General features: G+C 72.4%; 20 protein-coding genes. 13 read left to right on the top strand and 7 right to left on the bottom strand.

The features are described 5' to 3' along the window. Positions 1-9: 9 nt before the first annotated feature. Genes FB388_RS23065 through FB388_RS23025 form a run of 9 tightly spaced genes read left to right on the top strand, consistent with a single transcriptional unit; the run spans position 10 to position 9,835 of the window. Positions 10-1,332: an ABC transporter substrate-binding protein gene (locus FB388_RS23065; RefSeq protein WP_142104283.1), complete on the top strand. Its 1,323-nt coding sequence runs from the start codon at positions 10-12 to the stop codon at positions 1,330-1,332. Further along, complete coding sequence (locus tag FB388_RS23060; RefSeq protein ID WP_142104282.1) at positions 1,329-2,252, top strand: carbohydrate ABC transporter permease; 924 nt, start codon at positions 1,329-1,331, stop codon at positions 2,250-2,252. The genes FB388_RS23065 and FB388_RS23060 overlap by 4 nt, the downstream gene beginning before the upstream one ends. Continuing rightward, the gene (locus FB388_RS23055) at positions 2,249-3,052 is read left to right on the top strand and encodes a carbohydrate ABC transporter permease (protein ID WP_142104281.1); all 804 of its coding nucleotides are present in this window, start codon (positions 2,249-2,251) and stop codon (positions 3,050-3,052) included. The genes FB388_RS23060 and FB388_RS23055 overlap by 4 nt, the downstream gene beginning before the upstream one ends. Beyond that, entirely contained in the window at positions 3,049-4,428 is a 1,380-nt protein-coding gene (locus FB388_RS23050; RefSeq protein WP_246122315.1) for an LLM class flavin-dependent oxidoreductase, read from the top strand. Before FB388_RS23055 ends, FB388_RS23050 begins: the two co-directional genes overlap by 4 nt. Continuing rightward, on the top strand, positions 4,425-5,618 hold the full coding sequence (locus FB388_RS23045; RefSeq protein ID WP_142104280.1) for an SfnB family sulfur acquisition oxidoreductase: 1,194 nt from the start codon (positions 4,425-4,427) through the stop codon (positions 5,616-5,618). The genes FB388_RS23050 and FB388_RS23045 overlap by 4 nt, the downstream gene beginning before the upstream one ends. A 10-nt stretch (positions 5,619-5,628) precedes the next feature. Then, entirely contained in the window at positions 5,629-6,789 is a 1,161-nt protein-coding gene (locus FB388_RS23040) for an acyl-CoA dehydrogenase family protein (protein ID WP_142104279.1), read from the top strand. A 37-nt stretch (positions 6,790-6,826) separates the two neighbouring features. Further along, the gene (locus FB388_RS23035; protein ID WP_246122313.1) at positions 6,827-7,699 is read left to right on the top strand and encodes a carbohydrate ABC transporter permease; all 873 of its coding nucleotides are present in this window, start codon (positions 6,827-6,829) and stop codon (positions 7,697-7,699) included. 27 nt (positions 7,700-7,726) lie between these two features. After that, entirely contained in the window at positions 7,727-8,509 is a 783-nt protein-coding gene (locus FB388_RS23030) for a carbohydrate ABC transporter permease (RefSeq protein ID WP_246122311.1), read from the top strand. Positions 8,510-8,518: 9 nt separating this feature from the next. Continuing rightward, positions 8,519-9,835: an ABC transporter substrate-binding protein gene (locus tag FB388_RS23025; RefSeq protein WP_142104277.1), complete on the top strand. Its 1,317-nt coding sequence runs from the start codon at positions 8,519-8,521 to the stop codon at positions 9,833-9,835. Between the two features lie 342 nt (positions 9,836-10,177). On the opposite strand, the gene FB388_RS39565 is transcribed toward FB388_RS23025, so the two are convergent. The 5 genes from FB388_RS39565 to FB388_RS23000 all read right to left on the bottom strand — a co-directional run bounded on the left by FB388_RS39565 (position 10,178) and on the right by FB388_RS23000 (position 13,797). Further along, a complete protein-coding gene (locus FB388_RS39565; protein WP_170225794.1) occupies positions 10,178-10,369 on the bottom strand; it encodes a hypothetical protein in 192 nt (63 codons plus the stop codon). Between the two features lie 74 nt (positions 10,370-10,443). Beyond that, the gene (locus FB388_RS23015) at positions 10,444-10,911 is read right to left on the bottom strand and encodes a DUF4279 domain-containing protein (RefSeq protein ID WP_142104276.1); all 468 of its coding nucleotides are present in this window, start codon (positions 10,909-10,911) and stop codon (positions 10,444-10,446) included. Between the two features lie 392 nt (positions 10,912-11,303). Next, positions 11,304-11,507: a hypothetical protein gene (locus tag FB388_RS23010; RefSeq protein ID WP_142104275.1), complete on the bottom strand. Its 204-nt coding sequence runs from the start codon at positions 11,505-11,507 to the stop codon at positions 11,304-11,306. A gap of 17 nt (positions 11,508-11,524) precedes the next feature. Next, the gene (locus tag FB388_RS23005) at positions 11,525-12,319 is read right to left on the bottom strand and encodes a DUF899 domain-containing protein (RefSeq protein ID WP_142104274.1); all 795 of its coding nucleotides are present in this window, start codon (positions 12,317-12,319) and stop codon (positions 11,525-11,527) included. A 65-nt stretch (positions 12,320-12,384) separates the two neighbouring features. Further along, the gene (locus tag FB388_RS23000) at positions 12,385-13,797 is read right to left on the bottom strand and encodes an aminotransferase-like domain-containing protein (RefSeq protein ID WP_142104273.1); all 1,413 of its coding nucleotides are present in this window, start codon (positions 13,795-13,797) and stop codon (positions 12,385-12,387) included. Here FB388_RS23000 and FB388_RS22995 point away from each other — a divergent pair. Continuing rightward, the gene (locus FB388_RS22995) at positions 13,796-14,725 is read left to right on the top strand and encodes a DMT family transporter (RefSeq protein ID WP_142104272.1); all 930 of its coding nucleotides are present in this window, start codon (positions 13,796-13,798) and stop codon (positions 14,723-14,725) included. The genes FB388_RS23000 and FB388_RS22995 overlap by 2 nt on opposite strands. A gap of 65 nt (positions 14,726-14,790) precedes the next feature. Further along, positions 14,791-15,618 carry a TIGR03619 family F420-dependent LLM class oxidoreductase gene (locus FB388_RS22990; RefSeq protein WP_170225793.1) on the top strand — a complete coding sequence of 276 codons (828 nt, stop codon included), beginning with the start codon at positions 14,791-14,793 and terminating at the stop codon, positions 15,616-15,618. Here FB388_RS22990 and FB388_RS22985 read toward each other — a convergent pair. Next, positions 15,602-16,756 (bottom strand): Gfo/Idh/MocA family protein, encoded by a 1,155-nt coding sequence (locus tag FB388_RS22985; protein ID WP_142104270.1) that lies wholly within the window; start codon positions 16,754-16,756, stop codon positions 15,602-15,604. The two genes, FB388_RS22990 and FB388_RS22985, sit on opposite strands and share 17 nt — an antisense overlap. Before the next feature lie 72 nt (positions 16,757-16,828). Here FB388_RS22985 and FB388_RS22980 point away from each other — a divergent pair, with 72 nt between their 5' ends. Beyond that, on the top strand, positions 16,829-17,743 hold the full coding sequence (locus FB388_RS22980) for an MBL fold metallo-hydrolase (protein ID WP_142106219.1): 915 nt from the start codon (positions 16,829-16,831) through the stop codon (positions 17,741-17,743). Next, the gene (locus tag FB388_RS22975; protein WP_170225792.1) at positions 17,743-18,660 is read left to right on the top strand and encodes a fumarylacetoacetate hydrolase family protein; all 918 of its coding nucleotides are present in this window, start codon (positions 17,743-17,745) and stop codon (positions 18,658-18,660) included. The genes FB388_RS22980 and FB388_RS22975 overlap by 1 nt, the downstream gene beginning before the upstream one ends. Before the next feature lie 135 nt (positions 18,661-18,795). Here FB388_RS22975 and FB388_RS22965 read toward each other — a convergent pair whose 3' ends face one another. Beyond that, complete coding sequence (locus FB388_RS22965; RefSeq protein WP_142104268.1) at positions 18,796-19,701, bottom strand: LysR family transcriptional regulator; 906 nt, start codon at positions 19,699-19,701, stop codon at positions 18,796-18,798. Positions 19,702-19,890: the final 189 nt, after the last annotated feature.

Below are 19,890 nucleotides of genomic sequence, written 5' to 3'. Positions count from 1 at the left end.
GAGTTCCGCATGCCTTCACCCGTGCTGTCCCGCCGCCTGCTCCTGCGTTCCGCCCTCGGGGCGGGTGCCCTCGGCCTCGGCCTCGCTGCCTGTGGCCAGGGGACGACCGCCTCGGTCCCGGCCACCGCGCCCGCCGATCTCCAGGGCGCCACGATCCGCGCGATGGTCAACCAGCCGCACGTGCTGGCGTTCACGCAGCTGCTCGCCCCGGCGTTCGAGCGCGAGTTCGGCGGCAGGCTGGAGACCACCGCCGTGCCGTACGACCAGCTCACCAGCCAGCAGATCCTGGACGTGCAGGGCGGCGCCGGGCAGTTCGACGTGTTCGACTACTTCTACTTCGGCCTCGGCGCGCTGGTCGACGCGGGTGCACTGGTCGATCTCACCGATCAGCTCGCGGTCGCCGACACCTCCGATTTCCTGCCCTCGGTCTACGACGCCTACACGCTGCTCGACGGCCGCCGCTACGGCGTGCCGTTCGACGGCGACGTGCACGTCCTCTACTACAACCGCGAGGTCTTCGAGACCTACGGCCTCGCGCCGCCCGCCACCTGGGACGAGTACGACGCCGCGGCGCGCACGATCACCGAGCGCAGCGGCGGCTCCGTCTACGGCGCGGTGGTCGAGGGCCAGCAGGTGCCGATGATCCTGGGCTGCTCGTTCATCAACCGGCTCGCCGGCTACGGCGGCGCGCTGGTCGGCCCGGACGGCGCCCCGACCCTCACCTCCGACGCGGCCCAGGCCGCGCTGCAGCACCTGATCGACGTGAACCCGTACGCGCTGCCGACCCCGCTGCAGATTGGCTTCGACCAGGCCAACTCCGCCTTCCTGTCCGGGCAGGCCGCGATGCTCGACACCTGGACCGACCTGGGCCTGAAGGCGCAGGACCCGGCGAGCTCGAAGATCGTCGACAAGTGGGGCGTGGTGCCGCTCCCGGTCGGCGGCTCCAACACCGAGCACCGCACCGCGCTGAACGCGGGCTTCGGCCTCGGCGTGTCCACGGCCGCGGCCGACCCCGCGAAGGCCGCCGCGTTCGTCCGCTGGGCCACCGACCCCACCCGCAACCTGCTGCTCGCGAGCACCGCGGGCTCTGGCATCGACCCGGCGCGGCGCAGCGCCCTCGAGTCCCCGGACTACGCGAAGGTGAGCGCCCCGGCCACCGACGTGATCAAGGCGGGCCTGGAGGGCTCCCCGCTGGTCTGGCCGAAGGACAAGGACGCGCCGCGGCTGCTGCAGGATCTCGTCGACCAGCTCGCGCTCGCCATCGCCGGCAGCCAGACGCCCCAGCAGTCCCTCGCGAACGCGCAGGCGAGCTGGGAGCGGGCGCTCACATGACCGTCACGGCCGTCCGGCCGGCGTCCCGACCGGCGGTGGCTCCCACCCGGGCTGCGCGGGGGCGCAGGCGGGTCCCGCTGTGGCTCGCGGTGCCGGCGATCGGGTCGCTGTTGGTGACGGGTGCCTACCCGGCGGTGGCCGGCATCGCGCTGGCGGTCACCGACTCGTCGCTGGCGCGGCCGCTGCGTGAGTTCGCGGGGTTCGACAACTTCGTGGCGGCCGCGGAGTCGGTGGCGTTCGGCGGATCACTCGTGCGCTCGACGCTCTTCGCGGTGCTCGCCACCCTGCTCGCGGTGCTGGCCGGCGTGACCGGCGCGCTCGCGCTGCACGCCCGCGGCGGCCGCTTCGGGCTGCTCGGGGCCGTGCTGCTGCTGCCGATGGTCACCCCGCCGGTCTCGGTGGGCGTGGCGTGGAAGCTGCTGCTCGCCCCGGTCGGCGGCGGCCTCACCGGGCTGTGGGGCGCCCTCGGCATCGCCGGGTTCAACCCGCTCGGCACCGGCGCAGGCGCGTTCACGACCCTCGTGCTGATCCACGCATGGCAATGGGCGCCGCTGGTGCTGCTCCTGGTCTACGCCGCGCTGCTCGGGGTGCCGGCCGAGCTGTGGGAGGCCGCCGCGCTCGACGGCGCGGGCTGGTGGCGCACGCTCCGTTCGGTGGTGGGCCCGGTCGTCGCGCCGACGGTGGTGGCCGCGGCCGTGCTGCAGCTGGTGATCGCGTTCAAGGTGTTCGACCTGGTCGCCGTCGTCACCGCAGGCGGGCCGGGGGTCGCCACGATCGTCGCCGGCTTCGAGGTGTTCCGCACGGCGTTCCGCGGCAGCTTCGAGGTCGGCACGGCCGCGGCCGAGACGATCGTGCTGGGCCTGCTCGTCGGTCTCGTGCTCGCCGCCGCCGGGCTCGTCACCCGCAGGGCGGACGGATGAGGGCCGTGCTCCCGAGGGCGGTGCTCGCCGTGGCCGCCGTGCTGGCCACGGCTCCGGTGCTGTTCCTGGTGTCGCTCTCCCTGCGCGGCGTCGACGACGTGCAGAACGGCGGCTGGCTGCCGGAGCGGGTGCGCTGGGACAACTGGCCTGCCGCCTTCCAGACGGTGCCGCTCGCGCAGATGCTCGCCAACTCGTGGGTGGTCGCGCTCGGGGCCACCGTGCTGACGGCGCTGATCGCGGTGCCCACCGCCTACGTCACGGCACGGGCGGGGCGGTCGGGCAAGCGCCTGTACTCGGGGCTGCTGGCGGCCTACTGCGCCCCGCCGGTCGTGGCGGTGCTGCCGTTGTACTTCCTGCTGAAGTCGGTCGGGCTGACGAACTCGGTGGTCGGGCTCGCCCTGGTCAACGGGCTGGCGAACGTACCGGTGGCCGTGTGGCTGCTCGACGGGTTCGTCCGCCGCGTGCCGGCCGAGGTCGAGGAGGCGGCCTGGGTGGACGGGCTGTCGGTCGCGGCCGGGCTGCGCCGGATCGTGCTGCCGCTGATCGTGCCCGGGCTGGTCGCGGCCTCGCTCGTGTGCTTCTTCCTCGCCTACAACGAGTTCCTCTTCGCGGTGTCGTTCGCCCAGTCCCCGTCGGCGCAGACGCTGACGGTCGGCCTGTCGCTCTTCCAGGGCGACCGCACCGTCCAGTTCGGGCAGCAGGCGGCGGCCTCGCTCGTCGCGATCGTGCCCGTGTACGTCCTCGCCGTCCTCGCCCAGCGCGCGCTGGTGGGCGGCCTGTCCCAGGGAGCGGTCAAGTGACTCGCCGGATTCACCTCAACGCCTTCGACATGACCTGCGCCGGTCACCAGTCGCCCGGGCTGTGGCGCCATCCCGACGACCAGTCCCACCGCTACCGCGACCTGCGCTACTGGACCGACCTCGCCCAGCTCCTCGAACGCGGCGGCTTCACGAGCTTGTTCATCGCGGACGTGCTCGGGATCTACGACGTCTACCGCGGTGGCCCGGAGACCGCGATCCGCGACGGCGCGCAGGTGCCGGTGGGCGACCCGACCCTGGCCGTGCCGGCGATGGCGGCGGTCACCGAGCACCTCGGCTTCGGCGTGACCGTCTCGCTCACCTACGAGAAGCCGTACTCCTTCGCCCGCCGGTTCGCCACGCTCGACCACTACACGCGGGGCCGGATCGCCTGGAACGTCGTCACGTCCTACCTGGAGTCGGCGGCGCGCAACCTCGGCCTGGAGCACCAGGTGCCCCACGACGAGCGCTACGAGGTGGCCGAGGAGTTCATGGAGGTCGTCTACAAGCTCTGGGAGGGATCCTGGGAGGACGACGCGGTGCGGCTGGACAAGGCCGCGGGCGTCTACGCCGACCCGGGGAAGGTGCACCCGATCGGCCACCACGGCCGCTACTTCGACGTGCCGGGCATCGGTCTCACCGAACCGTCGCCGCAGCGCACGCCGGTGATCTTCCAGGCGGGCGCGTCGCCGCGCGGTCGCCGGTTCGCCGCGGCGCACGCCGAGGGCATCTTCACCACCGCCACCCGTCCAGAGATCCTGGGCCGGTCGATCGCCGCCACCCGTGCTCTCGCCGCCGAGCTGGGCCGGGACCCGCGCTCGATCAAGTTCTTCTCCCTGATGACGGTGATCATCGCGCCCACCGACGAGGAGGCGCAGGCCAAGTACGAGGAGTACCGGCGCTACGTCAGCCTCGAGGGCGCGCTCACCCTCTACGGCGGCTGGAGCGGGCTCGACCTGTCGCGGATGGACCCCGACGAGCCGCTGCGCTACGCCGAGACCGAGGCGGTGCGCAGCGCCGTCGAGGCCTTCACCACCGTCGACCCCGACCGCGACTGGACGCCCCGCGACATCGCCGAGTGGGTCGGCATCGGCGGCATGGGCGTCGTGGTGGTCGGCAGCCCGCAGACGGTCGCGGACGAGATGGAGCGCTGGGTCGAGGTCGCCGACGTCGACGGGTTCAACCTCGCCTACGCGATCACGCCCGGCACGTTCGTCGACCTCGTGGAGCTCGTCGTGCCGGAGCTGCGCCGCCGCGGCCTGCTGCCCAAGCACTACGCGGGCCGCACGCTGCGCGAGGAGCTGTACGGGCCGGGGCAGGTGCGGCTGCGCGACGACCATCCCGGCGCCCGCTTCTCGACGAAGGCGGTGACCCCGTGACGACGACCGCCGTCCCCGTGATCACCGGCGACGCCCAGGCGCTCGCCGTCGCCCGCGACTTCGCCGCCGACCTCGCCACCGGCGACAGCGAGCGGGACGCGCAGCGCAGGCTGCCCCGCGCCGAGGTCGCCGCGCTCGCCGCGTCCGGCCTGCTCGGCGTCACCGTCCCGCGCGAGCACGGCGGCGCCGACGTCTCCGCCCGCACGATGGGTGAGCTGATCGCGACCCTCTCCGAGGGCGACGCGAGCGTCGGGCAGATCCCGCAGAACCATTTCTTCTTCGTGGAGGTCCTGCGCGAGGCCGCGAACGCCGCCCAGCGGGAGTTCTTCTTCGCCGAGGTGCTCGCCGGGCGGCACTTCGGCAACGCGCTCTCCGAGCGGGGCACCCGCACGCCCGGCGAGTACGCGATCCGGTTCGGGCCACGTCCCGGCGGGGACGTGCTGATCGACGGCACCAAGTACTACGCCACCGGCTCCCCGTTCGCGCCGTGGATCCCGATCTACGCCAACGACCCCGACGGGCGGAAGGTGGCCGCCTGGGTGCCGGCCGACGCGCCCGGCGTCACGGTCGTTGACGACTGGCACGGGATGGGGCAGCGCACCACGGGCAGCGGCACCGTGCGGTTCGAGCAGGTCGTGATCCCGTCTGCCTGGGTCGTGCCGGTCTGGACGATCTTCGAGCGGCCCGAGGTGTTCGGGGCGTTCGGCAACTACCTGCACGCCGCGATCGACCTCGGCATCGCGCGGGCGGCGCTGCGCGACGGGAAGGACCTGGTCCGGCGGATCGCCCGCCCGGGCGCGGAGTCCACGGCGGCCCGCCCCGCGGAGGATCCGCTGGTGATCCAGGAGTTCGGTGAGCTCGCCCTGCGGGTGCGCACCGCCGCTGCCCTGCTGCACGAGGCGGGCGACGCGATCGACGCCGCCCGCGCCGAGCTGACCGTCGAGACCGCGGCCGAGGCGTCGGTCGCCGTGGCGGCGGCGCGCGCCGAGACCGACCGGGCCGCCGTCGGCGTGGCCGGCGACGTGTTCGCCCTGATCGGGAGCCGGGCCACCGCGAACGACCTCAACCTGCACCGGCACTGGCGCAACGCGCGCACCCACACCCTGCACGACCCGCGCCGGATGAAGATCCAGCACATCGGCAACCACGCCCTCAACGACGTCCCGCCGCCGCCCAGCGGCCTGGTCTGAGGAGGACCGCATGACCCTCACCCACGACCGGGCGATCGAGGCCGCCCGCGGCGTCGCCGCCGTCCTCGCCAAGGACGCGCTCGAGCGCGACCGGGCGAACGCCGAGCCACTCGCAGAGGCGCAGCTGCTGCGCGACGCGGGCCTCCCCGCCCTGCTGCTGCCCACGAGCGTCGGCGGCGACGGCCTCGGCTGGGCCACCGCGCTGCGCGTGGTCCGCGAGATCGCGGTGGCGGACGGCTCGATCGCGCAGCTGCTCGGCTACCACTACGTCAACGTCGCCAACCTGTGGTGGGTCGGCGGTCTCGAGCGCTGGGGCCCGCCGTCGGCGGCGGGGCAGTGGCTGTGGGGCGACGCGGTCAACCCGACCGACCCGGACCTCGAGCTCGTGCCGGACGGCTCCGGGTACCGGCTGAACGGGCGGAAGAGCTTCGCGACCGGGGTGTCGGTGGGGGACGCCTCGGTCGTGTCCGGTACCGCCGAGGGCGAACCCCTGCTCGTCGTGGTGCGCGGCGACGCGCCCGGCCTCGTACGGGGCGGTGACTGGGACAACCTCGGCCAGCGCCTCTCCGCCAGCGGGAGCGTGAGGTTCACGGACGTCGCGATCGGGCCCGACCAGGTCCTCGGCGGCCTCGGCGAGGACGCGGCAACCCCGCGGTCCTCGCTGGTGACGCCCGCGATCCAGGCCGTGTTCGGCGCGTTCTACCTCGGCGTCGCGCAGGGTGCGCTCGGCACGGCCCGCGACTACACGCGCACCACCTCGCGCCCGTGGATCCTGTCGGACAGCCCGAGCGCCGCCGCCGACCCGTACGTGCTCGCCACCTACGGCCGGCTCGTCGCGGCGACGCGGGCGGTGGAGGCGCTCGCCGACGCCGTGGCCGGCCACCTCGACCGCGCCGACGCCGCGGGCGACGCGCTCACCTGGGAGGCCCGCGGGGAGCTCGCCGAGCAGGTGGCCGCCCTCAAGGTGGTGTCCACCGACGTCGCGCTCGACGTCACCAACACGATCTTCGAGGTGACCGGCGCCCGCGCCACGAGCAACGCCGTGGGGCTGGACCGGTTCTGGCGCAACGTCCGCACCCACACGCTGCACGACCCGGTGGCGTACAAGCGGCGGGAGGTCGGCGACCACTTCCTCAACGGGACGCACCCGCCGTTCACGCTCTATACATGATCTGATGGGATTCGCGCGCAGAGCGCGGGGGGCGGATGTGAGGCAGCGGCGGGACACACGCACGGCGTACCTGCTGCTCGCCCCCAGCCTCTTCGGCATCAGCGCGTTCCTGGTGCTGCCGATCCTCGTCGTCGCGGTGCTCGCGCTGCAGCGCTGGGACCTGATCGGCCCGCGAACGTTCGTCGGGCTCGACAACGTCGTCGAGGTGGCAGCCGACGGGCGGTTCGCCCGGTCCCTGCTGATCACCGCGGTGTTCGTGGCGATCGTGATCCCGGCGCAGACCGTGCTCGGGCTGGTCGCCGCGCTGCTGCTCAACCGCGGGCTGCGCGGCTCGGCCACCTTCCGGGTGCTCTACGTGCTGCCGTGGATCTGCGCGCCGCTCGCGCTCGGCGTGATGTGGAGCTGGGTGCTCGCCCCCACCGACGGCGCCCTCAACGCACTGCTCGGCAGGCGCGTCGAGTGGCTCGCCGACCCCGTGCTCGCGCTGCCGTCGGTGGCGGCGGTGACCGTGTGGACGCACGTCGGCTACGTCGCGCTGTTCTTCTCCGCGGGCCTGCGCGCGATCCCGGACACCGTGCACGAGGCGGCGACGCTCGACGGCGCGGGCGCGTGGCAGCGGTTCTGGCGGATCACGCTGCCGCTGCTGCGGCCCACCACGTTCTTCGTGCTGGTCACGCAGATCATCGCGACCTTCCAGGTGTTCGACTCGGTCTACGCGCTCACCCCGGACGGCGGGCCGCAGGGCGTCACCGACGTCGTCGCCGGGCGGATCTACTACGAGGCGTTCGAGCAGCGCGCCGTCGGGCAGGCCGCGGTGATGGCGCTGGTGCTGTTCGTGCTCCTCGTCGCGATCACGCTCGTCCAGCAGCGGTGGTTCGCCCGCCGCACGACCTACGACCTGGCCACATGAGAACCGCCGGGTACCTACGCGCTCCTCGTGCTGGGCGCCGTCGTGACGCTCGGCCCGTTCCTGCTGAGCCTGATGACGGCGCTCAAGTCGCCGAAGCAGTTCGCGTCCGAGCCCGTGCTCACCCCGCCCGACCCGCCCACCCTCTCCAACTTCGCGGAGCTGTTCGGCGAGCGGTACGACTTCGTGGTGCCCACCGTGGTCACCGCGCAGGTCGTCGCCGTGATCCTGGTGGGGCAGCTGCTGTTCTCGGTGTTCGCCGCGTACGCGTTCGCCCGCCTGAGCTTCCCCGGCCGCGACCCGCTCTTCTGGGTGTACCTGGCCACGCTGATGGTTCCGCAGGTCGTCACGATCATCCCGCTCTACGCGATGTTCGCCGACCTCGGCATCCGCAACACGTTCTGGGCCCTCGTGCTCCCGTACGTGTTCGGCAGCCCGTACGGGATCTTCCTGCTGCGCGAGTACTTCCGCGGCATCCCCGGCGACCTGCTCGACGCCGCGAAGCTCGACGGCGCAGGCACCCTGCGCATCCTGTGGCACGTCGTCGTCCCGGTGAGCCGGCCGATCCTCGCGACGCTCGCGATCATCACGGTCGTCACGCACTGGAACAACTTCCTGTGGCCGCTCGTGATCACCAGCGGCCGGCAGTGGCAGATGCTGACGGTGGCGACGTCGGCGCTGCAGTCCCAGTACAACTCGAACTGGACGATCGTCATGGCCGCCACGACGCTCGCGATCCTGCCGCTCACGATCCTGTTCCTGGCGTTCCAGCGCCACGTCGTCCGCTCGATCACGATCACCGGGTTCCGGTAGGAGTTCCCCATGAGACTGCGCTCCTTGGTGGCGGCAGGTGCCGCCGTGCTCGCACTCGCCGCCTGCTCGCCCGCCGCGCCGGACGACGCGCCCGAAGGCGAGGGCGCCACCACCGTCACCGTGCGCCTGTGGGACGAGCAGGTCGCGGCCGCGTACGAGCAGTCGTTCGACGAGTTCACCCGGCAGAACCCGGACGTGCGGGTGCAGGTGAACGTGGTGCCGTGGAAGGACTACTTCGTCCGCCTGCCCCTCGACGTCGCCGGCGGCACCATGGACGACGTCTACTGGCTCAACGCCGCCAACTTCGGGGCGCTCGCCGACGGCGGCAAGCTCATCGACGTCGGCAAGGAGCTCGCCGACCAGCAGGCGAGCTGGGTGCCCGCCGCGATCGAGCAGTACTCGCGCAACGGCACGCTGTGGGGGGTGCCCGCGCTCACCGACGGGCGCATCGCCGTCTACTACAACAAGGCGATGGTCGAGGCCGCGGGCGTCGACCCGAGCAACCTGACGTGGCACCCGACCGACCCGGCCGCCGACACGTTCCTCCCCGCCGCGCGCAAGCTCACCCGCGACGGCGCAGGCCGCACCGCCGACCAGCCCAGCTTCGACCCGGGCGCGATCACCCAGTTCGGCTTCAACGCCGCCCGCGACCTCAACGCCATCTACTACAACTTCGCAGGCTCCAACGGCGGCCGCATCCAGGCGCCGGACGGGACCTTCACCTTCACCGACCCGAAGACCGTCGAGGCGTTCGCCTACCTGGTCAAGCTGATCAACACCGACCACGTGTCGCCGTCGGCCGCCGACACCAACGACAACAGCGACTTCAGCCGTGACCAGTTCCTGCAGGGCAAGATGGCGCTCTTCCAGTCCGGCACCTACAACCTCAAGAACGTCGGCGACGGGGCGACGTTCGACTGGGGGGTCGCGCCGATCGTCGCCGGGCCACTGGGCCGGGTCAGCGTCGTCAACAGCGTGATCGCCGCCGGCAACGTCGACAGCCCCCGCCGCGACGCCATCCTCAAGGTGCTGCGCTGGATCGGCTCCGAGGACGGCGCGACCTACGTCGGCGAGGAGGGCGCTGCGCTGCCCGCCGTCACCGCCGCCCAGCAGGCCTTCTACGACTACTGGGAGGGTCAGGGCGTCGACACCACCGCCTTCGGCGATGCGGGCGGCACGGCCACGACCCCCGCCCCGTTCGGGCCGAAGTTCGAGGCGGCCTCGACCGCGTTCAACCCGATCCTGAACGAGGTGTTCGCCGGGCGCAGCCCCGTGGCGGAGGGGCTGCAGCAGGCACAGGACGCGGGTAACGCGGCGAGCCGCTGAGGCAGTTGCCGGGGCTGCTCGATGGTGGTCGTCCGCATGATCCGCTGTAGCGGTTGTCCATGGCTGTGGTGACAGCCGTGGACAACCGATACACGCGATCTTGGTGGGGATGATCCGGTGTATCGGGCGTTCATGGTTGTGCTGACAGCCATGGGCAACCGCTAGTTCGGATCATGGTCGTCCCTCGTCAGAAAGCCCGCCGGTGGGCGCGCCGTCCCCGGCTTGGGGGCACGGCGGTCGGGGACGAGACCGTCGCGGTCGGGTGCCTACGCAACCTGCTGTGGTCCCGCCCCTCACCACCCCAGCCTTCTGGAATGGTCGCGGCCGAGACCACCCCTGGGATCAGGTGCCGCTGATCATGCCCGGATCGCTGGGGTGGTCGAGGTGGGAACGGGACCACAGCAAGTTGCGTGGCAGCCAGGTCGCGCGCTCGTCGGGGACCGCCGTGAAGTCATGGCATCGCTGCGCAACCTGGCGATCAGCCTGCACCGCCTCGCTGGAGCCACCAACATCGCCGCCGCGCTGCGACATCACGGCCGTGACGCCCTCCGACCGCCACAGCTACTCGAGATCATCTGACGTGCCAGCCCCTCTGTCGGGTGAGGCGGTCAGCCGTATTCGTCTGCGTCCAGTTCGGCGCCGATGTGGCAGAGGAACTCGAGGGTTCGACGATCGAGGTGCCAGCCAAGGAGCTGATGCTGGCCGGGGATCTTCACCAGCTCGCCGTCCTGCGGGCCGAGATCCTCCTCTTCACCGCCGTCGTCATCGAGGTAGCGCACGAGCTGAAGGCTCGCGGTGCTGCGATCTCCGGGACCGTCGATCTCGGCTACCAGGGCTGCGATCTGGTCGGCATGCGGCGCAAGCCTGGCGACGATCCGATCGATCTGCTCGTCGATCCTCAGGCCGCGGTCACGGCAGACGATCTCCCAGGCGTGATATCGGGGTCGGACCGGAACAACGGACCTGCTGCCCCGCACCTGAATCTCGTCCGGCTCGATCCCGAGCCGGCCGGTGATGTGGTGCGCTGCTGTGCGCTCCGAACGCAACGCGAAGTAGACGTACTGCGAGATTCGCATGCCAGATGATGACCGCGATCGCGGCCGGCCGGTTGGGCGGATGTGATCTTCATTCCTACTGGCGCTGGTGCCACCAACATCGCCGCCGCGCTACGGCATGAGGCCCTCCAGCCGCCACTGCACCTACTCAAGATCATCTGACTTTTGCCGATCCCCTGGGGGACGGCCGCCGGCGCAACCACAGAATTCGGTGGTGATGCCCACCCAGCCATCCCGGTAAGGGTGGGGAAGAGCGGATCGGATTGCCACACCAGCGGCCTCGGGCGGATGGGTGAGGCCGGGTGTCCCGAGCCGGTGACGGCGCGCCCACCGGAACTGTTCCACCACGACGGTACCGACTGCGTTCCGCGGAACGCACCCCAGTCTCTGATCAGCGGTTCGGCAGCGCGCAGCTACGGTGCCGCGGCACACGTGCCGACGGTGCGCGGCTCGAGCCGGTCGGCGAGCCGGCGCACGGTCGTGACGATCAGCCGGCGCACCGCGTGGGAACGGTGCCGCGGCGGGCGGTCGGGCGTCGTGGGCGCGTCCGGGCGTCCGGACATCACGTGGTGCACGGTCGCCTTGTCGGCGAGGAGAACGGCAAGTGGGTCGAACATCGGATGCTCCTCCGGTCTCAGACGTCGTACTCGTCGGGCAGGCGCATCCCCGGGCCGCCGACCTGCCGGCCGAGCGGGACCGCGCGCCCCTTGGGCTCCTCCCACTCCTCCTGGCGGCCGAGCGCGGTGAGGTCGAGGTAGTTGTCGCCGTTGTGGAACTCCTCGAGGCCGCGGCCGTACGTGGAGTAGGTGTGGAAGACCTCGTCGCCGACCCGCAGGAAGGTGCTGATCCCGGGCAGTTCCACGCCGCGGTCGCTCTCGGTCCAGGGCCGGCCCGTCCACGGGATGCCGGTCTCGGCGAGCTCGGCCTCCGTGCGGAAGTGGAGCATCACCGGCGCGACGCGGTCGTCGAGCGTGGCGTGGAAGTCGTAGTTGAAGTCGCTCCCGTAGGAGGAGAACCAGGGGAACGACCAGCCCATCCGTTCCCGGTAGGCGGCGAGCTTCGGGTACGGGGCCCGTGACACGGCCACGAGCGTCGTGCTGCGCACGTGCAGCTGCCGCAGGTTGGCGGGGATCTGGTCGGCTGCCGAGGAGCAGCTCTGGCAGGCGGTCTCCCATTCCGGGTCGAACATGAAGTGGTGCACCACGAGCTGTGGCCGGCCCTCGAACAGGTCGAGCAGGCCCACCGGTCCGTCCGGGCCCTCGAACGTGTACGGCTTGTCCACCCGGACCATCGGCAGTCGTCTGCGGTCGGCGTTCAGCTGATCCCGAGCCCGGGTGAGCGCCTTCTCCCTCGCCAGCAGCTCCTTGCGGGCGGCGAGCCACTCCTCGCGGGACACCACCTCGGGCAGGTTTCCGATCGTCGTCGCCATCTCGAACCCCGCTCATATAGCAACCGGTCAGTTGCCAAGCAGAGTATGGCAATCCATTGGTTGCGTCAAGCGAGCTGCCGGGCGAGGGCGCGCCCGATCACCCGGGCGCCGTCGGGGAAGCGTTCGGGCGCGGGCCCGGTGTAGTTGAGGCGGACGTAGGGGCCTGCGGGCTCGGCGGGGAACGACTCCGTGCCCGGTGCGATCAGCACGCCCTCGGTCTCGCAGTCGCGGAGGAGTCGGTCGAGGTCGGTGCCGTCGGGCAGGCGCGCCCACAGGTGCAGGCCGCCGCGGGGTACGTGGTCGAGCTGCGCGTCGGGCACGTGCTCGGCGAGGCTCTCGATCAGCAGGTCCCGCCGGGCCCGCAGCTGCTGGCCGAGGCTGCGCAGGTGGGTCACCCAGCCGCGCTGGGTGACGACGTCGAGCGCGGCGGTCTGGAGCAGGTCGCTCACGTACATCGACTCGGCGCCGCGGTCGGCGAGGATGCGGTCGCGGGCGGGCCCCCGGGTGACGATCGCCGCGACCCGCACCGACGGCGACACGTTCTTGGTCAGCGAGCGCAGGTAGATCACGTGGCCGGCGTCGTCGTGGGTGGCGAGCGGGTGCGCGGTGGTGTCGATCCCGAAGTCGTGGGCCCAGTCGTCCTCCACGAGGAAGGCGCCCCGGGAGCGGACGACGTCGAGCACCTGCTCGGCGCGCTCGCCGGACCACTGCGCGCCCGTCGGGTTGGCGTAGTTGGGCTGGGCGTAGAGCACCCGCGCTCCGGTCTCGTCGAACGCGCGAGCGAGCTCGGCCGGATCGGGGCCGTCCGGCCCGCTGGGCACGGGGACGGCGCGCACGCCGGCCTGCGCCGCGGCGAGGATGGCACCCCAGTAGGTCGGGGACTCCAGCAGGACCGGCCGCCCGAAGCCCACCAGGGCCCGGAAGATCGAGCTCAGCCCGCTCTGGCTGCCGGGGACGATCACGACGTCCCGCGCCGCGGGCGGGGTGACGCCGGCCGGGGTGGCCTCGGCGAGCTCCGTGGCGAACCAGGCCCGCAGCTCCGGCAGCCCGGCCGCGTCCGAACGTGCCAGCGCGGCGGCGCCGCGGGCGGCCCGGGTGAGCGCGGACCGCACCAGGCGCTCCGGGAGGAGCGTGCGGTCGGGGTAGCCGGCGTGCAGCCCGATCATGTCGGGCGAGCTGCTGCGCAGGGGCGTCGACAGGGTGGGTATCCGCGCCCGCGGCGCCCCGAGTGCGGCGGTCTGCCAGCCGTAGTCGAGCGCGCGGGCGGTCCGCACCGCGCGGACGAACGTGCCCACCCCGGGGCGGCTCTCGACCAGCCCCAGCGCGCCGAGCGTCCGCATCGCCTTCTGGACGGTGACGGGGCCGGCGCCGTACTGCGCCATCAGCGCCCGGTTGGACGGCACCTGCGCGCCCGGAGGTGCCTGTGCGATCCACGCGCGGAGCCCGGCCACGATCCGGGAACTGCTATCGTCGGACATGTCACTAGACAGTAGCGTTACTCATCCGCGGCCAGCTGCGTTATCGCGCGCGGGACTCTGGTGGGGCCTGCTCGGCGTGGCGTCGTTCTCGTTGACGGTGCCGTTCACCCGCGTCGCCGTCGCCGGGCTGTCGCCGCTCCTCATCGGCGCCGGACGCGCGGTCGTCGCGTCGCTGCTGGCCGCTGCCGCGCTCGCCCTCACCCGGCAGCGCCTCCCGGTGGGTGGTCAGTGGGTGCGGCTGGCGGTGGTGGCCGGCGGCGTCGTCGCCGGATTCCCGTTGCTGACCTCGTACGCGCTGACGACGGTCCCGGCGAGCCACGGCGCCGTGGTGATCGCGCTACTCCCGGCCGTGACCGCCGTCGCCGCGGTCCTGCGGGCCAGGGAACGCCTGCCCCTGCTGTTCTGGGTGATGGCCGCGGTGGGCGCCCTCGCCGCGCTGGCGTTCGCGTCGCTGCAGGGTGGCGGGTTCGGGCAGCTCCACGTCGAGGACCTGCTGCTGTTCGGCGCCGTCGTCGCCGCCGCGATCGGCTACGCCGAGGGTGGCCTGCTCGCCCGCGAGCTCGGCTCCTGGCAGACCGTGTCCTGGGCCCTCGTGCTGTCCGCCCCGGTGATGACCGCGCTCGCGGCCGCCTCGATGTTCCGGCAGCCGCCGTCCGCGACGCCGGTGGAGTGGGCGGCGTTCGCCTACCTCGCGGTGGTGAGCATGTTCCTCGGCTTCTTCGCCTGGTACCGCGGCCTGGCCATCGGGCCGATGGCGCAGGTCAGCCAGGTGCAGCTGGTGCAGCCCGTTCTCACGATCATGTGGGCGGCCCTGCTCCTGGGGGAGCAACTGACCCTGCCGACCGTTCTCGGCGGCCTCGCCGTGATCCTCTGCGCGACCGTGGCCGTGCGCATCCGCCTCGACCGCGCAGCGGCGCCATCGCGATAGGGAGCGACGCCTGCGTTCGACGAAAGGTCATGCAGAACCGTCCTGCAGCGGTGTTGGATCGGATCATGCAGATCGCGCTGTACGGGTTGCACCGGGGGAGCAGTGCCGAGCCGGCCGTAATGGCCAGGCGGGCGCGCCGGGCCGAGGAGCTGGGGTTCGAGGCGTTGTGGGTCGGCGATCACATCGCGTTGCCGGCCGGGGGATCCGACCCGCCCGAGCAGCCACGCATCGAAGCCGTTGTGGCGCTCGCCCATCTCGCTGCCCTGACCACCCGGATCGGTCTCGGCGTCGGCGTGATCGTGCTGCCTCAGCGCCAACCCGTGCTGCTGGCCAAGCAGCTCGCCTCCATCGACGTGCTCTCCGGCGGCCGGCTCACCGTCGGCATCGGTGTCGGTTACGTCGAGGCCGAGCTGTCGGCGCTCGGCGCGTCGCTGGCCGACCGGGCCGCCCGCACCGACGAGTACCTCGCTGCCATGCACGCGCTCTGGGACGCCCCGACGCCGAGCTTCGCCGGCCGGTTCGTGTCTTTCGACGGCGTTCTCCAACGCCCGCAACCGATCCAGCGCCCGCATCCGCCGATCATCATCGGGGGCCAGTCCGCGGCCACCTTCCGGCGCGTCGCCCGCTCCGGGAACGGGTGGTACGGCTGGGAGCTCACCCCGGAACAGGCTGCCGAGTCGATCGCCGCGATCGGTGCTGCCGGCCCGCGCCCGGCCGCGCTCGGCGAAGTCGAGGTGAGCATCACGCCGCCCGGACCCATCGACCTCGACCAGGTTCGCCGCTACGCCGACGCGGGCGTCCACCGTCTCGTCGTCCAACCATCCACGATGGACGGAACGGAGATCGACGACCTGATCGACACCGTCGGCGAGACGATCATCGCCCGCCTGTGACCGGAACCCGGCCGCCTCGCGCCGGTCCGAGCTCCGAGAAGAGAGCCAGTTCCTCCGCGCACCGCCGCATCGTCTCGTCCGCGCCGATGACCACCGGGCGGCCGTCGACCTCGGTCACGGCGGACGGGGGGAGTGGCCGGGCCGGGCCGTCGCGCCGGACGGCCTCCAGCAGGTGCATGAACGGCGCGCACGACGCGAGCGGGGCGAGGAGCGGTACGGCCGGGTCGGCGAGGTGGGCCACGAGGTTGTCCAGCAGCGCGGCGCGGCCGGGCGGCCCGGTGACCGCGGCGCCGTCGGCGGTGCGTCCGGTGAGCGTGTCGGTGGTGTACTCCAGCTCCAGCCGGCCCTGCTCGCCGTGCACGACGATCAGCGGGTGCCTGTGCTCCGTGGCGCACAGGGTGACGGCCACGACGATCGGTACCCCGTCCACGGTGAGCCGGGCCGCGGCGGTGTCGTCGCTCTCCGGCGAGGCGACGCGGTACCGCTCCAGCTCCACCTCGACGTCGGCGTCGTCGGTGACACCGGCCACGCGCAGCGCCGAGGCGGTGGCGTGGGCGAACGCGTTGGTGAGCGCGCCGTCGGTGACGGGCACGCCGTCCAGCTCCATGCGGCCGGCCCAGGCCGCCCTGGTGAAGTAGGACCGCTCCCGCACCCACGCGCCGTGCACCCCGATCCCGCGCACCCGTCCGATGGCACCGTCGGCGGCGAGCCGGGCCGCGTGTGCGAGGGCGTGCGAGCCGAAGGACTGGAACCCGACCTGGCACACCCGCCCCGCCGCGGCGACCTCGGCGGACAGGCCGCGGAACTGCTCCATCGAGGCCGTGGGCGGCTTCTCCAGGAACAGGTGCGACCCGGCGGCCAGTGCGAGCCGGGCGAGCGGCAGGTGCGTGTGGATCGGGGTGGAGACGATCGTGACGTCCGGCCGGACCTGTTCGAGCAGCGCGGCCGCGTCGGCGAGCACCGGCACGTCCGCGCCGCCGGGGAGGGCCCGTACCCGGTCGAGGGCATCGGGCTCGGGTGGCCGCGGGTCGGCGAGCCCCGCCACCCGCACCGCGCCGGTGGCGGCGAGGCGCAGCAGCCCGTCGAGGTGCACCCGCCCGAATCCGTGCAGGCCGAGCAGCGCGACACGCGGGGTCATGATCCTCCTTCGGAAAGCGGTTACAGGCACGGTACGCGCGCTCGCTCGTGGCAGGCTTCGGGCGTGACCACGATGCCCCCGCCCGAGCTGGTCGAGATCGTTCCCGGCGTGTTCGCCTACATCCAGCCGAACGGCAGCTGGATGATCAACAACACCGGCGCGGTCGCCGGGGACTCGGGGCACCTGATGGTGGACACGACGTCCACCGAGGCGCGCAACCGGGCCCTGCTCGCCGCCGTCGCCGACGTCTGCCCGGGACGGCCCCGGGCACTGGTCAACACCCACCACCACGGCGACCACACCTTCGGCAACTGGCTCGTGCCGCCGCAGACCCCGATCATCGGCCACGTCACCTGCCGCGAGGACGTGCTCGCCGCCGGGCTGATCGCGGCACACGTGCTCACCGGGCCCGACTACGGCCACCTGGAGGTCCGGCCACCGGACGTCACGTTCACCGACGCGATGACGCTGCACCTCGGCGACCGCCCGGTGGAGCTGATCCACGTCGGCCCGGCCCACACCCGCAGTGACGTGCTGGTCTGGCTGCCGCAGGAGCGCGTGCTGTTCGCGGGTGACCTCGCGTTCGCGGGCGGCCAGCCGTTCCTCGTCGAGGGGAGCCTCGCCGGCTACCCACGTGCGCTGGCGCGGATCCGGGAGCTGGAACCGGAGATCCTCGTGCCCGGGCACGGGCCGGTGCGGCGCGGCGCGGAGATCCCCGCGCTGCTCGACGACCTCGCCGAGTACGCGGCTTTCGTCGACGCCGTGGCCCGCGAGCACCACGCGGCCGGGCACACGCCGATGGAGGCGGCCGTCGCGGAGAAGGACAACCGGTTCGCCGCGTGGCAGGAGAGCGAGCGGTTCGTCGGGAACCTCCACCGCGCCTACAACGAGCTGGACGGGCACCCGCTCGGCACCCGGATCCCGCTCGAGGTCGTCTGGCCGGACATGGTCGCCTTCCACGGCGGCCCGCTCGGGTGCTTCGCCTGATGCGCTGGGTCACCTACCGCTCCGCGGACGGCACCGAACGCCCCGGACTGCTGCAGGACGGGCGGGTCCACGGGCTGGACGGAACCCTGCTCGGCCTGATCGAGTCGGGCCTCGCGGCCGCCGCCGAGCGCGCGACCGCCCGCCCGGTCGAGGTGGTCGACCTCGCCGATGTGCGGCTCGCCGCGCCGATCCCACGGCCGCCTTCGGTGCGCGACTTCCTGTCCTTCGAGGAGCACCTGCGCAACGCGCGGCGCGCGCTGGGCCGCGACGACGTGCCGCCGGTGTGGTTCGAGCAGCCCGTCTTCTACTTCTCCAACCCGGCAGCGATCCTCGGACCCGACGACGAGGTCCCGATCTCCCCCGGCTGTGAGGCGTTCGACTACGAGGTGGAGGTGGCCGCCGTCGTCGGCCGCGCCGGGAGCGACCTCACCCCGGCCGAGGCCGAGCAGCACATCGCCGGCTACACGATCTTCTGCGACTGGTCGGCGCGGGACGTGCAGGCGCGCGAGTCGACCGTCGGGCTCGGCCCGGCCAAGGGCAAGGACGGCGCCACCAGCATCGGCCCCGTCCTCGTCACCCCGGACGAGCTGGAGCCCCACCGCAGCGGCAAGGGCTACCGGCTCGCGATGCGGGGCTCGGTGAACGGGCGCGACATCGGCGGCGGCAGCTGGGCCGACATCCACTGGTCGTTCGGGCAGATGCTGGCCTACGCCTCCCGCGGCACCGAGCTGCGCCCCGGCGACGTCATCGGCAGCGGCACGGTCGGCACCGGGTGCCTCCTGGAGCTCTCCGGCCTGCACGGATCGCAGCGCTACCCCTGGCTGCGGCCCGGTGACGTGGTGACGGTGGAGGTCGAGCAGCTCGGGTCGCTCACCGGCCGGATCGTCGGCGGTCCGGCCGTCGTGCCGCTGTCCTGACGTCGGAGGTGCGAGACCCCTTCCAGTGGCCCCCGGTCGCTCGGCACCGAACAATCGCCGACTTCAAGACCTGGCGCGTCATGCACACCGACTACCGTCGACCGCTCAAGACTTTCCAGGAGACCATCTCGACCGTTATCGCCCTACAGTTCCGCGACCGCCTGAATAAGCCTCGTAGTTCCCACATTCTGCCGTGATCTCGGCCGTCGCTTGCGCCGCCGTGAAGAAGTCGTCGGCCAGCGGCGAGTTGCGCGATGCCGCCATCGCGAGGCACACCTGGTCGGGCGCGAGTTCCGGGATGGGTACGTAGCTGATGTCCGGACGTGAGTAGAACACCGTCTCCGAACGGCCCACGAACGAGATGCCCCGGCCGGCCGCGACGTGCTCGAGCTTCTCCTCCACGCCGCGCACCCGGAGCCCGGAGTCGGGGTGCGGACGCCTGGTGGGCTGCGTGCTCTGGTCGGCATGCCAGACCAGCGGCTCACCGGCCAGGTCGGCCTCGGTGACCTCCTCCTTGCCGGCCAGCCGGTGGCCTGCGGGCAGCACCACCATGAGCGGCTCGGTGTACAGCGGGGTCACGCGCAGGCCGGTCTCGTCGATGGGCAGCCGCACGAAGCCGACGTCGATGCGGCCGTCGAGCAGCATCGGGGCCTGGTCGTCCCATTCGATCCGCTGCACGTCCAAGACCACGTCCGGATGTCGGGCCTCGAACGCCCGGGCCGCCGGAATGACCGGGATACCGGTCCGGAAGCCGACCGCCAGCCGCCGGCTGCCGCGGGCGGCCACGGTCACCCGGCGGCGGACCGCGTGCGCGGAGGCGAGCAGCGGACCGGCGTCGGCCAGCAGTTGTCGGCCGGCGTCGGTCAGCGCCACGCCGTGGCGATCCCTGGTGAACAGCGAGGCGCCGAGATCCTGTTCCAGCGCGCGGATCTGCCGACTGAGCACCGGCTGCGCGATATGCAGCTCTTCAGCGGCGCGGCCGAAGTGCAGCCTCTCGGCGACCGCGAGGAAGTAGCGCAGCTTGCGCAGGTCCAGATCCATGGAACCTCCCGACCTGGTGATGCCTCCAGGGTATCACCACGGCTGAAAGAAGTCTTGGACACCCACCCAAGTCAATGGCATCGTCAATGGGGCCCGAGCGAATTCGGTTGAGCACATCAGGAATTGAGCCGCGTCCATCGCGTCATTCGACGGCGTTGAGGGCGCAACCGTCAACAGCGACGGGGTGGG

This window comes from Pseudonocardia cypriaca (assembly GCF_006717045.1).
Taxonomy (GTDB): Bacteria; Actinomycetota; Actinomycetes; order Mycobacteriales; family Pseudonocardiaceae; genus Pseudonocardia; species Pseudonocardia cypriaca.
Note: the sequence above shows the minus strand (reverse complement) of the source record. Positions and strands in the feature narration are given on the sequence as shown.

What these genes read in the sequence shown, in the direction of transcription:
- FB388_RS23060 (WP_142104282.1), top strand. Translation starts at nt 1,329, where the DNA reads ATGACCGTCACGGCCGTCCGGCCGGCGTCCCGACCGGCGGTGGCTCCC.
- FB388_RS22980 (WP_142106219.1), top strand. Translation starts at nt 16,829, where the DNA reads ATGCCCCCGCCCGAGCTGGTCGAGATCGTTCCCGGCGTGTTCGCCTAC.
- FB388_RS23025 (WP_142104277.1), top strand. Translation starts at nt 8,519, where the DNA reads ATGAGACTGCGCTCCTTGGTGGCGGCAGGTGCCGCCGTGCTCGCACTC.
- FB388_RS23015 (WP_142104276.1), bottom strand. Translation starts at nt 10,911, where the DNA reads ATGCGAATCTCGCAGTACGTCTACTTCGCGTTGCGTTCGGAGCGCACA.
- FB388_RS23000 (WP_142104273.1), bottom strand. Translation starts at nt 13,797, where the DNA reads ATGTCCGACGATAGCAGTTCCCGGATCGTGGCCGGGCTCCGCGCGTGG.
- FB388_RS23040 (WP_142104279.1), top strand. Translation starts at nt 5,629, where the DNA reads ATGACCCTCACCCACGACCGGGCGATCGAGGCCGCCCGCGGCGTCGCC.
- FB388_RS22995 (WP_142104272.1), top strand. Translation starts at nt 13,796, where the DNA reads ATGTCACTAGACAGTAGCGTTACTCATCCGCGGCCAGCTGCGTTATCG.
- FB388_RS23010 (WP_142104275.1), bottom strand. Translation starts at nt 11,507, where the DNA reads ATGTTCGACCCACTTGCCGTTCTCCTCGCCGACAAGGCGACCGTGCAC.
- FB388_RS23005 (WP_142104274.1), bottom strand. Translation starts at nt 12,319, where the DNA reads ATGGCGACGACGATCGGAAACCTGCCCGAGGTGGTGTCCCGCGAGGAG.
- FB388_RS22975 (WP_170225792.1), top strand. Translation starts at nt 17,743, where the DNA reads ATGCGCTGGGTCACCTACCGCTCCGCGGACGGCACCGAACGCCCCGGA.
- FB388_RS23055 (WP_142104281.1), top strand. Translation starts at nt 2,249, where the DNA reads ATGAGGGCCGTGCTCCCGAGGGCGGTGCTCGCCGTGGCCGCCGTGCTG.
- FB388_RS23065 (WP_142104283.1), top strand. Translation starts at nt 10, where the DNA reads ATGCCTTCACCCGTGCTGTCCCGCCGCCTGCTCCTGCGTTCCGCCCTC.
- FB388_RS22990 (WP_170225793.1), top strand. Translation starts at nt 14,791, where the DNA reads ATGCAGATCGCGCTGTACGGGTTGCACCGGGGGAGCAGTGCCGAGCCG.
- FB388_RS22985 (WP_142104270.1), bottom strand. Translation starts at nt 16,756, where the DNA reads ATGACCCCGCGTGTCGCGCTGCTCGGCCTGCACGGATTCGGGCGGGTG.
- FB388_RS22965 (WP_142104268.1), bottom strand. Translation starts at nt 19,701, where the DNA reads ATGGATCTGGACCTGCGCAAGCTGCGCTACTTCCTCGCGGTCGCCGAG.